Here is an 11,941-nt window from a genome sequence, read left to right as displayed (position 1 = left end):
AACATTCCAGCTCAAGCCCATTGCCCGCTCGGTTAACAGCGCTCAGTGAACCGCTTATATATAACCTAACCGCTTAAGCATCTGACCGATACCCCAAGGAGAACGGGCCGCGACACCTGGGCATGAAAACCCTTCGCATTCACACTTCGTACTACCTCCGCGATAGCTCTTTGCACTGTTCGCGACGGGCTTTTGCCCATTCACCCAAAAAAGCGTCAAGATTTCCTCGATTTATCCCCCTTCCCCCAATCAGGGCTAACCAGTTGGTTTGTATCAATAGCTTTTACCCCCTACCGCTATCGTCGCAGCGCACGCCGGGCAAATGAGGGCTCATCAACCTTCTCGTATTTGCTGTCACGACAACGTCGTCAAGCGAAAGCAAAAGGACACCCTCAAAAACCAAGTAACGCCCCGCGACCCACCGCCTTGTGCTAGGACCTGTAAAAGCACAGAGACAGTAAGCGACACGGGGCGCGCTGTGGCGTCACAAGAGGCGTTTAGAGAACCGCCCAGTAGTGAACATCGTTGTAGCCGTTGAGCTTGAGGACGTCACCAACCTGATCGACCTTCTTCTTGCCCTCGGGGGTCATACCATCCGGCATGATCTGCACGTCAGCGCTGTGGTCACCGGTGAAGGTGATGTTGACGTAGTCCTTGCCATCGCGATGCTCAAGCTCGAAGACGTAGCGATTGACGGCCAGCTTGCCCGAGTGCAGGAACCCGCCCTTGCCCGGAGCGACAACTGCAGTGTCAGCGGAGGTTGCAGGTGCAGCTACCGCCTGTGCGGCAGTGGCAACCGGAGCGGCAAGCACGAGTGCGCCCACACCCCAGACACCGATTTTCTTCAACATGCTCATAGGTACTTCCTTATCTTCTGTGTTTCTGCAGGGTTTCTGCAGATTTGTTCTGTGTTTTTCTGCGACTGCCGGCGCCGCCGTTGTTCGACGGCGTTCAACAGCCACAGCCAATGAAATTGGTCAACTAGTTGAGGCTGAGCCCCAGCGCCCTAGTGCTCTGATCTAGCGCACTGGATTAGCGCACTGGAGTGGCCTCGACGATGATGTTGTCGGCGTAACCCAAGGTGCCGCCGACGAACTCGCCTCCGCAGGTGATGAGGACCAAGCGGTTCTCACCAACTGCGTCGTTGACAGCCTCGGGCATCTGGGCGCCCTTGACCACCTGGATTGGATCCTTGCTGACGGTGAAGTCTCGGCTTTCGCCATCTACCTTCACCGTGACAGTGTCACCAGCCTTCAGGTCAGCGAAACGTGCAGCGTAACCATCGCCCTGGTCCACCTCATTGACGTGGCCGGTAATGACGGACGATCCAGCAGCACCTTTCTCACCGGGAATCGCGGAGGCGGAATACCAGCCCAGGCGCGAAACGTCGGTCGGAGGAATCAGAGATCCCTGATCAGTCAGCTGAACGAAATCAATCGGAGCCGACTTACCGTCAATGAGCATCTCCATCTCGTGCACAGCTCCCCGAGAACCCTGTGCTGGAGTGGGCAGATTCTCTTGCGCACCTTCGAGCGCCGAATCATTGCGGTGCAGTTGGGCAATCACCAGCAGAGCGATAACGCCGATTAATGCGATAGCGGCGATATACACCCTTGGCTGCTTCCACCAAGGCACGTCCTGCAGGTCTTCGACTTGGCTGTCGGCCGGGTCTTCGGCCTGGTCAAACGGATCAACGTGGTCGAGTGCGCCAGTTTCGGTTTCCGGTTCGATGCCTGGTGTGTTTCCAGGTTCCTTGCCGGTCTCGTCCGAGCCAAACTGATCAGTCATGGAATCTCCTTAGTTGGTGGCTACCGTCGGCAGAGCGTGAGTAGCCAAACCGGTCGGGCCAGACGGAACCGAACTAATTGCACGTCGTTCCGAGTTCGGAGCCAACGGCTTTCCGTGGTTCTTCTGCTTATCCTGGCCAGTGCCACCGATGATGGTGACGTTGGTGTTGTTCTGCTCCGAGTGCTGATTAATCACAGTGGTCGGGGTGGCAGAGTCGCTGGTAGGTGCAGAGGAATCGTCGTTAGGCGTGTTCTGCTTGCCCTCATCCTTTGGATGCTCAGATGGCGTGTTCTCCGGGGTCTTGCCGTTCGTGACAGTCTGCTCCGCAGAGTTGATGTCCTTGTGGACAGCAACTTCCTTGCCATTGGCATCGGTCAGAGTCTCGAAGGCAACCTGAGAAGCGCAGTCGCCGTCGGTGATGATGATCGGAACATCAACCGTGCCGGCGGATGCCGTCGGCACAAAGTGCAGGCGGCTCCTAGCGCCAGTGGACTTGCCCGTCTCCTTGCACATCAGCTCACCGGTCAACGTGTACTTCGTGCCCGGCTTCAGGCCAGTGAAGTGCACGGTGTCGATGACGACAGCACCCTTTTCAACCAGAGCCTTGCCGGCAATACCGGCAGTAGTCGTGATGGCTGGGTTGTCCTCAGACTGCGCTGGGGTGCTCGGGTGGTTCGGCTTTTCCGGCTGGGCAGGCTTCGTCGGCTTGGACGGCTTTTCCGGCTGGGCAGGCTTCGTCGGCTTGCTCGGCTTTTCCGGCTGAGCGGGCTTAGTCGGCTTGCTCGGCTTCTCCGGCTGGGCAGGCTTGCTTGGCTTGGACGGCTTTTCCGGCTGAGCGGGCTTAGTCGGCTTGCTCGGCTTGCTCGGCTTTTCGGACTCGGACTTAGACGGAGTTGTCGTCTCAGACGGCTCTTCCGGCTGTGTCGTCTCCGGCTGCTCGGACGGCTCATCCTCGCTCGGAGTTACCGGAACGGTGGACGTGGTCGGCTCAGTCGAGCTGGTCTCCGGTGCGGTCGTCTCCTCGGACGGAGTTTCGCTTTCCTCAGTCGGGGTGTCTTCCGGCTTCTCCGGAACCTCTCCAGTCACGGTCTGGCTTGCGTCATTGATATCTGCGTGGTCAGCGATCTCATTGACCTGACCAGCGCTTTCCTTACCAGTCGAGTCGACCTCATCAGAGGTCAGGTGCTCGAACACGACAGCCTCAGCAACAGGAGTCTTAACAGAGTCAGACACCTCAAGAGTGACAGTCACAGTACCGCTTGCCGACGTCGGCTTGAACGTCGCCTCGCCATGACCAATCACAGAGCCATCAGCCTTATTAACCAGTTCACCGGAGAGGGTGTAGTTCTTACCAGGCACCAGGCCCTCGAAATGCACGGTGTCGACAACCTTGGCATTAGCCTCAATGCGGTTGCCCTGAAGCTCGGCTACCGTGCGCAGCTCCGGCTCCAGCGGCGTATCAGCTGGCTCGCTCGGCTTAGACGGTTCGGTAGTCTCAGTCGGCTCGGTCGGTTCCGTGGTCTGCGACTCAGTGCTGTCAGTCGGCTCGGTCGGTTCCGTCGGAGCGGCCGGCTTCGTGGACTCGGAGGTGTTAGGAGTAGTCGTCGAAGAGCTCGGCTGCTCTTCGCTTTCCGACGTCGCCGGAGTCTCAGACTCACTGGTCTCAGAAGTAGTGGTCTCGCTGGACGACGGCTCCGTTGTCTCCTCGGTCGTCGGGGTCTCTTCGGAGGTCGACGGCTGCTCCGGCTTTTCGCCGTGAACGGTCTGAGCTGCGTCGTTAATGTCCTCGTGGGAGGCGATCTCTACCCGCTGACCATCGGTGTTGTCCTGGCCATCGGCGGTGACCTCTGTCGAGGTCAGCTTTTCGAATGCAACAGCAGCGGAAACCGGCTCATCTACATCATCGGAGACGGTAATCATGACAGCCTGCTCACCCGAAGAGGTCTCCGGAGTGAATTCCACGCTGCCGGTACCCAGGATGCGATCAGCATTGGTCTTGTCCACCAGGGTGGCGTCCAGGCGGTAGTTCTTACCCGGAACCAGGTCGGTGAACTTCACGATGTCCTTAACCACAGCGCCCGCAACAATCTTGTTGCCGTTCAGGCGAGCCTGAGTGGAGATCGACGGCTTACGCGTGGTCGGCTTCTCCGGCTCGGATGGCTTGGTCGACTCGGACGGGGTCGTGGTCTCCGCAGGCGTGGTCGGTGTAGTCGGCTTCTCCGGCTCAGTCGGCTTTTCTGGCTCAGACGGCTTCGTCGGCTCTGCCGGAACTTCACCGGAAGACGGAGTGACATTGTCAATCACAATGATGTCTTGTTTCTTACCATTGTTGAAAATGTAGCCAGTGCGGTTCGTACCGTCGACGGTGCCCTGACCGACGTTAGCCGGACCAGTGAGGTAGTCGTAGACAGCCTTCGTCGATGGGTTGTGAATGCCCTGGGAGAAGTCAATGTCATCGGAGAAGTGCCACAGAGCGAACTGAGTTGCGTTATTGGCATCCAGCACATTCAGACGTCCTTTAACTCCAGCCGCCTTCCCCAGTTCATCCAAACCAACAGCTGGAGAACCGTGGTGCGCAATCCAGTTGAGCTTCCGGTATCGGTCAAAGTCGTTCCGCAGCTTGTTATTGGTATCTGTACTGCGCGAGAACTGACTGAAGTTCTGCACACGACCGGTGTCATAAAGATCACCGGCGACGCTGGCCTCAATGCAGTAACCCATTTTGTGGCTACCAAATGGTGTTGCAGCCTCGTCAAATGCCGCAATGAGTGGCCCAAAATCACGGACATTTCCATTGGCTTCAACACCCTTAACGGTTCCAGGAACACTCAGAATCTTCTGAATCGTCAGGGTTTCGCCAGTGTCTTCTGCATCCTGCGCATGCGCAATTATTGGAGATTTAGCGAAGAAAAGAGCGAGCACAGCCATGAAGCTAAATAGCGCCAACCAGCGCTTCTCGTTTGTAAAACGACCGAACATGAGCCCTCCCCCTTCCTTCGATTTCAGTGCGTTATACACCTTTCGCTACCTTTCCAGCCTTCAATTAACAATCAATGACCACGCATAAGCGTCTCCAGCCCCCATCACAGGTAGCCCAGTTGACATCGCCTTCTAATTCTCATTTATAGCGTTGGCCGCCCCCGAATATAACAAATACATTTTATGTTTGTTAGACCATTTAATTGGCACCCCTATTTCCTTTTATTTCAATGTCGATAATTGTTGTTTGCATATTTTTTCAGGGGTAGCCGTATGGATACCGGGCAAATACTAACGTTCCACCTTCCTCTACGACGCCTAGCCATTCAGCCCAGATAAACCTCCATTACCTGCAGATATGAAGATTTTTCAATAAATCTCCACCCATTAATTCGGGTTGAAATGTCTCCCATGTCACGATTCTTATAATTGTGAGATAAGGCACAGCCAACACCCCACCCCCCACCTAATGAAAATGCACCCCAATAATTTTCCGGACGCAATAATGACACCTCTGAGCCATTTGCAAAAACCCCCTAGGCGCATTTAATAAGCCACATAATTGTGCCTTAATTGCGGCTGCATAAATATTTGCCTCTCCGCCCTAGCCCTCTCCATCTGCAGTTAATAGACAAAAATGGGTCTGATTCAAGACATTCCAGCAGATCACGTTATGTAAATCGCGCCTGAATAGAGGGCTGCAAATGTGAAACTGTGCGAGTTTATGACACTTTCAAGCCATTTTTCGGGCCATTTTTGTCATAAACGCAGTCAGTAACTCGGATCGACCCCACGTCGCCAGCTATAAACGCAAAAAGCACCTCCCCACTCCACAAAGAGTGAGAAGGCGCTCGTGCGCTGTTACGCGCTAATCGCCGCGCAAGCTAACAGCTGCGCAGTGCAGTGCCTAAGTCGGCTTAGACGGTCTTAGATAGCCTTTGCACCGGTGAGGTCCAGGTCGACTGGCAGGTTGTCACCCGCACCGTCCTCGGCCAGCAGGCCACCCTGGTTGTTGCCACCGGTCTGGGCACCCTGCTCCTGGCCGCCAGTCTGGAGGCCACCCTGGTTCTTACCGCCGGTCTGCATGCCCTGCTCTTGGCCGCCGGTCTGGAGACCATTCTGGTTCTTACCGCCGGTCTGGAGACCCTGCTCCTGGCCACCGTTCTGCAGACCCTGGTCGCCACCGACGTTCTGCAGGCTCTGGTCCTGGCCACCGGTCTGGAAACCGGACTGACGCTCACCAATCTGGCCCTTGTCGTTAACCTGGTCGCCGCCGACCTTATCGCCCTTCTCCAGCTTGTCGCCGCCAATCTGGTCTCCGCCGTTCAGCTGGTCGCCGCCAGCGTTCTGGAGACCCTGGTTGCCGCCAACGTTCTGCAGAGCGTTGTCCTGGTCGCCACCGACGTTCTGCAGACCCAGGTTGCCGCCCTCAGTCAGAGAGTGGAAATTCGGGAACAGGGAGTCGACCTGAACCAGCGGGCCCTCCGGGAAGTTCACGTTGAACTCAGGTACCGGCAGCGGAGCCGGTGCTGGCAAGGAGGAAATCAGTTCGCAGATATTGCACAGGTTATCCATGATGATCCTTTAGAAAATGAAGTGTAGATAGATGGTGTGGCGCGATGCCCAGAGCTGAAGGTAAAGGGCTTCTCGCCTTCTCCTTTGCGGCCACTGCCGTGCTCACACGAAAACCGTACCGGTGATGAAAAACGGTCACAATATAGAAAATCGACGCACTTCAGCCAAGTAATTGGAAATAGAAAAACGGCAAAATCTAACCTGCACTTATGCCCAAACGTCGCATGTCACGGGTCACATTGCTAGCCTTTTGGTCACCCCAAACCAGGCTCGCCTTTTCCAGCAGAAAAGCCCCGGCACCTAATGAACTGCTCCCCATTAGTTGGACTGAGAAATCAGTTACCGACTAGTGGGGAGTAGTTGTCATTGAGAGCACGAAGTTCGCTAAGTGAATATCAGCGCGAGCAGTTGGTTGAACTATTTGAGCAAGGCATGGGTTATACAGCCGCTGCCAATGCCCTTGGTGTCTCCAAGTATGCCGCCCGTATGCTCTGTCGTCGGTTTAAGCTGCATGCAGGCTATGCCTTGTGGAGAAACCGACTAAGCAGCAGTACTCGTTCGAGATCAAGAAGGAAGTTGTCCAACGCCACCTTGCTGGCGAGACAGCGATGGATCTTGCACGTGAATTTGGCCTGTCATCACAGCAGCTGGTCCGCGGGTGGTCGTGGAAATGGCGCAAAGACGGCGATGACGCGTTGAAACCGAAGCCGAAGGGCAGACCCAAAGGATCGGTCACGCCGAAGCCGCTGTCGGAGGAAGACAAGCTGCGTGGCGAAAACGAACGGTTGCGGGCCGAAAATGCCTATCTAAAAAAATTGCGGGACTTGAGGAATCAGGGACGCGCCTGAAAGTCCAGGCGATTGTCATCCTCAAGTCGCACCACCGCTTGGAGTACCTCCTAGAGGCAGCAGGTATGCCACGGTCGACGTTCTTCTACCACCAGAAACGACTCAGTAAGCCAGATAAGCACGCCGAGCTCAAGCAAGCGATTCGGGAAAGCTTCGAGCGTAACAAGCATCGCTACGGCTACCGACGAGTGCTACTTGACCTGCGTAACCAGGGGTGGGTGGTCAACCACAAACTCGTCTACAAACTCATGTGCGAGATGGGGCTGCGAGCCAAGATCCGCCAACGTAGACCTTATGTTTCCTACACCGGGACGATCAGCCACATTGCCGACAACAAGCTTGACCGCAAATTCACCCCGGATCAGCCAAATACCGTCTTTGTCAGCGACGTCACCGAGTTCAGGGTTGCAGGCCGCAAGGTCTACCTGTCACCGGTGATGGACTTGTTCGACCGCTCAATCGTTGCCCACACTGTGGCTACATCGCCGTCGACAGCGTTGACCACCGATTCTTTGCCCAAGGTGATCGCGGCGTGGGCACCTGAACCCGGGTGGATGATGCACACCGATCAAGGTTTCCAGTACCAGCATGCCTCGTGGCGTGACCTGATCGGCGACAACGGCGGTGTTCAGTCGATGTCGCGTAAAGCCAACTGTTACGACAACGCGGTCATGGAGAACTTCTTCGGCCACGTGAAAACCGAGATGTACCACGGAGAAGTCTTCGACACGGTCGCAGAGTTCAACCAAGTAATCGACGAATACATCCAGTGGTACAACACCGAACGCGTCCAACAACGACTCAAGGGCCTGACCCCGATGCAATATCGAAATCAGACCCTTGAAGCCCTAACCGCCTAGAGTTAAACCAGTCCAACTTTCGGGGACCAGTTCACCTCGGATCCCCGCGGGGCTTTTTCTGCCCCTCACCCTTTCACTTTTGCTTTAGGTAAGGGTAAGTTAACTCCCACTATGACCTCGAACCCAGTTACCCTGAACACTCCGACGAACACTTCCGCCTACCGCGCGGCCTTTTCTGACCACCTACTCTTGGCCGCCCCTTCTGAACCGCACCATCGAATCATCCGCGCCACTGTTTATGACGTCAGCGCCCCGGCAGAAAACCTGCAGAGGATTGTCATCCGCTCCCCCGAGCTAGTCGGCTTTCAGCTTTCCGGCCCGGACGAATTCTTTGGCCTCTTTATGCCGGCTAAGCCCGGCGAGAATCTCCATTTACCCCTCCACGGAGGTGGCGCCAATATCCGCGCAAGCGTTACAGCCATGCCGGAGACCCAACGCCCAAATTTACGTTGGTACACCGTACGCTCACTCGATCCCGAGTGCGGACAGATAACTTTCGACGTGGCGACACATGGCGTCAAAAATCCAAAGGATGAGCACGTCGGACCAGGGCTCGCCTGGGCTCTTGCAACTCGTGTTGGCGACCAGGTAGGCATCTGGACATGCCAGGGCCTCTGGCACCGCGCGCAAAGTTCACAAACACTTATCGCAGACCCATCTGCCGTACCTTCCGTTCGCGCCATTTTGGATTACGCGGATGCGTTTGCCCCGGAACAGTTGCGCGACATACACCTCGTAGTGGTCGCCGAGAACCATGGTGACCTCGAGCCATCCCTCGTCGCCGACTGGGAGAGCAAGCTGGGCAGCCTAGAAGTGCTGTTTAGCGCTACAACGGACTTCAGCACGGCAGTGATGTCCCACCTACAGCAACTGGACCGTGCCGAACACCCCGCAACACAGTCGAAGTACGTCTGGGTCGCGGGTGAAGGACAGCTCTGCAAGGAAGTACGGCGCCACGCAATTCACACCTGGGGCCTCAATAGCGAATCCGTGCAGTGGTGCCCCTATTGGTTCCTAGGCAGGGCACGGCCTTAATTAGCCACAATCCCTCGCGGCACAATAATCGGAGCCATACCGCGGGGATCTTCCCACACCTCGGCATTCAGGCCATATGCCTCGCGCAACACATCCACCGTCAGAGCCTCCTTTGGAGAACCCTCGGCGATCTTTTCCCCTTCCTTCATGACGATCATCTCGTCGCTAAAAGCTCCCGCCAGGCCAAGATCATGAAGTACGGTAATCACCGTCTTGCCCTCTTGAGCGAGCTCCCGCACGATACTTAGAATCTCTATCGCATGTGCCGGATCTAGGTAGGTAGTCGGTTCGTCCAACAGCACAATTGGCGTATCCTGCGCCAACACCATCGCCATCCAGACCCGCTGCCGCTGGCCGCCAGAAAGCTCCGCCACGTCGCGGGCAACAAGATGGTCAACCTTCGTCTTCTTCAGCGCCTCGCGCACTTTTTCTTTATCTTCTGACGCCGTCGCTCCCCCACCCCAGAGCGATCGACGATAAGGGTGCCGTCCGCGCTCCACAAGTTCTCCAACGGTCAATCCCGCCGGACACAGCGGGTGTTGTGGCAAAAGCGCAATTAGTTGGGCGGCTTCGCGCGACCGCAAACTATGCACGTCCTTTTTCTCTACAAGAACCCGTCCTTCGGCGGGAGCAAGCAGCCGAGAAAGCGTCTTGAGCAACGTCGACTTGCCACAACCATTGGGGCCTAAGAGCGTGGTGACCTTCCCGGGCTCTGCAGTGAAAGACACGTCCTTAACAATGCTTGGGCCGTCGTTGTAGCCCACGGTGACGTGATCAACTTGAACGTTCATTGAACCATTCCTTTCAGAGTTCCGCGACGGGCCGCCAACCACACAAGCAACACCAACGCGGGGCCACCGATGATGGCGGTAACCAAACCCACAGGGGATGTAAATGGCAGTGCGCCCGCCACGACGGCGCACGCAGCTAATAGAGCAGCGCCTGCAAAAGTAGAGCACAACGGATGGGGCGTGGGCGTTCCGGCCACCAGCTTGGCCAGCTGAGGAGCCAATAGTGCCACGAATCCAATTGGGCCGACAAAGGAAACCACCACCGCGACAATGCCCGTTGCGGCAATGAGCAAAATAGCGCGCACCCTCGTGACATTTACCCCAAGTGTGGACGCGGTGGCGTCATCATGAGAAAGAAGAGGGACATCGCGCGTAACACAAAGGCCTAAAACTACGAAGGGCAACAGGCCCAACACCATAGGAAACAAAGCTTCCATACGCACAAAGCCGGTAGACCCAGCGAGCCAAGTTTGGGCATCCGTGGCACGAGTTAAGTCAGCCCGGAGCAGGAGATACTGCACTAAAGACTGCGTGAGGAAAGACAGTGCCAGGCCGATGACCACTACGCGCTGCGACGTCCCGAAGCCACCGAGTAGAACGAGCAAACCAACGATCACTAGTGCGCCAAGCAAAGCGAGTGCAGCACGCCACCAGAACGTCGGCACCCCCTCACTCCATGCAGGGCGGGTAACTACGGTGCCCGCCACAACCAAAACCGCCGCGCCGCCGGATACACCGAGAATGTCCGGGCTGGCCAGCGGATTGCGGGCCATGGTCTGAGTCCACGCACCTGCCAGCCCTAGAGCCGCGCCGACCAGAACGGTAGCGATTGCTACAGGCAGGCGGAGATCCCACACCACGTTGATTGCTTGCTGTGTGCCCCCACCGGTGAGAACCTCGATGACTTCCATCGGGCTGAGCTTCACCGCTCCTTGCCCCAGGATTAAGCAGTAACAAAGAGCCGCTATGAGGGCGAACCCTGCCGAAGCCGCCAGGACGCGTCTGCTTCGTGAACGCTTAATACTACGGATAGACGTCATATCGCTCATATCGTCAGCTCCGAGTCATTCGAGGTCGGTGAACTCTTCTTACGTCGCACCGCCAGAATCATCACTGGGGCACCGACAATAGCTAAGACAATGGACATTTCCAGCTCGTTAGGCTGCAGGACGAAGCGGCCCACAATATCGGCTAGCAACACAGCCGCGCCACCAACAATGCCGGTCGGCAGCAAGAGGCGAGTCAGGGACGGGCCGGTAAACGGGCGTAGTAGGTGTGGCACGGCGAAGCCCACGAATGTCACAAGCCCCACAGTGGCTGTCGCCGAGCCGGCGAGGATGATCACCGCTGCGGCAGCCAACAAGCGGGTTCTCGTGGGCGAGCTGCCAAGGGAACGGGCGGAGTCCTCTCCCATCGCAAGTAGATCCAGCGGGCGTGCTGCAAGCGCACCACATAGAGCACCTAGTGCTAGACCTAAAGCAGCTAAGGCCACGTCTTCCATACCCCGCCCAGCTGTAGAGCCAACGGTCCAGCGGCGGAGCCCTTCCAGGGTGTCGGAAGAATAGAGGCTCAGCATATTCGTGGCCGCTTGCAGGGCGAAGGTAACTCCCACGCCCACGAGTACCAGAGTTAGCGGGTTACGCGATACGCGGGAAATCAACAGCACGATTGAGGCAGCGACGGCCGCCCCGACGAGCCCTACAAGTGTCCGCTCCCCGACCGTCGTTGCCCAGCCCAAGGTCAGTGCCGCAGCGACTGCGAAACTTGCTCCAGCGTTCACGCCGATAATGCCGGGATCTGCCAGGGGGTTGCGGGTCCAGCTCTGAGCAATGGCACCCGCCATAGCCAGGGCTGCGCCTGTGATCACAGCCAAGAGGGTGCGCGGAACGCGCAAGTCCCAAATGATGCCGGATTGCGTAGATGGGTGCGGACCATGCATGAGGATGCTGGTCACTTCGCCAATGGAAAGATCTTTGGAACCCAAGTACAGGGAGGCAAGCAGCAGCAAAGCCAAGCCAACGAGTGCGGCCGAAGTAAGCAAACGCCGGGAAAACACCAAAGAATG

8 protein-coding genes and 1 pseudogene are annotated in these 11,941 nt (G+C 56.9%); 2 read left to right on the top strand and 7 right to left on the bottom strand.

All coding sequences use genetic code 11. The features are described from left to right. Window positions 1-497: 497 nt before the first annotated feature. The 4 genes from HMPREF2751_RS09000 to HMPREF2751_RS08985 form a co-directional block, all read right to left on the bottom strand. Window positions 498-857 (bottom strand): hypothetical protein, encoded by a 360-nt coding sequence (locus tag HMPREF2751_RS09000; RefSeq protein WP_070429229.1) that lies wholly within the window; start codon window positions 855-857, stop codon window positions 498-500. Between the two features lie 175 nt (window positions 858-1,032). After that, a complete protein-coding gene (locus HMPREF2751_RS08995) occupies window positions 1,033-1,788 on the bottom strand; it encodes a class F sortase (RefSeq protein ID WP_005511695.1) in 756 nt (251 codons plus the stop codon). A 9-nt stretch (window positions 1,789-1,797) separates the two neighbouring features. After that, on the bottom strand, window positions 1,798-4,767 hold the full coding sequence (locus tag HMPREF2751_RS11010; RefSeq protein WP_070595899.1) for a VaFE repeat-containing surface-anchored protein: 2,970 nt from the start codon (window positions 4,765-4,767) through the stop codon (window positions 1,798-1,800). 927 nt (window positions 4,768-5,694) lie between these two features. After that, window positions 5,695-6,342 carry a hypothetical protein gene (locus HMPREF2751_RS08985; RefSeq protein ID WP_016421892.1) on the bottom strand — a complete coding sequence of 216 codons (648 nt, stop codon included), beginning with the start codon at window positions 6,340-6,342 and terminating at the stop codon, window positions 5,695-5,697. Between the two features lie 518 nt (window positions 6,343-6,860). Here HMPREF2751_RS08985 and HMPREF2751_RS10660 point away from each other — a divergent pair. Both HMPREF2751_RS10660 and HMPREF2751_RS08970 read left to right on the top strand, forming a co-directional pair. Then, a pseudogene (locus tag HMPREF2751_RS10660) lies at window positions 6,861-8,050 on the top strand (IS3 family transposase); the annotation flags it as partial. 111 nt (window positions 8,051-8,161) lie between these two features. Continuing rightward, a complete protein-coding gene (locus HMPREF2751_RS08970; RefSeq protein WP_016421889.1) occupies window positions 8,162-9,085 on the top strand; it encodes a siderophore-interacting protein in 924 nt (307 codons plus the stop codon). Here the strand turns inward: HMPREF2751_RS08970 and HMPREF2751_RS08965 are convergent. The 3 genes from HMPREF2751_RS08965 to HMPREF2751_RS08955 are packed head-to-tail and all read right to left on the bottom strand — an operon-like array spanning window position 9,082 to window position 11,917. Next, the gene (locus HMPREF2751_RS08965) at window positions 9,082-9,876 is read right to left on the bottom strand and encodes an ABC transporter ATP-binding protein (protein WP_016421888.1); all 795 of its coding nucleotides are present in this window, start codon (window positions 9,874-9,876) and stop codon (window positions 9,082-9,084) included. The genes HMPREF2751_RS08970 and HMPREF2751_RS08965 overlap by 4 nt on opposite strands. After that, window positions 9,873-10,925 (bottom strand): FecCD family ABC transporter permease, encoded by a 1,053-nt coding sequence (locus tag HMPREF2751_RS08960; RefSeq protein ID WP_016421887.1) that lies wholly within the window; start codon window positions 10,923-10,925, stop codon window positions 9,873-9,875. The genes HMPREF2751_RS08965 and HMPREF2751_RS08960 overlap by 4 nt, the downstream gene beginning before the upstream one ends. Next, window positions 10,922-11,917, bottom strand: a complete 996-nt coding sequence (locus HMPREF2751_RS08955) for a FecCD family ABC transporter permease (protein ID WP_167389319.1) — start codon at window positions 11,915-11,917, stop codon at window positions 10,922-10,924. Before HMPREF2751_RS08955 ends, HMPREF2751_RS08960 begins: the two co-directional genes overlap by 4 nt. Window positions 11,918-11,941 lie beyond the last annotated feature (24 nt).

Origin of the sequence: Corynebacterium sp. HMSC063G05, assembly GCF_001810555.1 — a bacterium.
GTDB classification, from domain to species: domain Bacteria; phylum Actinomycetota; class Actinomycetes; order Mycobacteriales; family Mycobacteriaceae; genus Corynebacterium; species Corynebacterium jeikeium_D.
The sequence above is the reverse complement of the archived record's forward strand: the minus strand, read 5'-3'. Positions and strand labels throughout refer to the sequence as shown.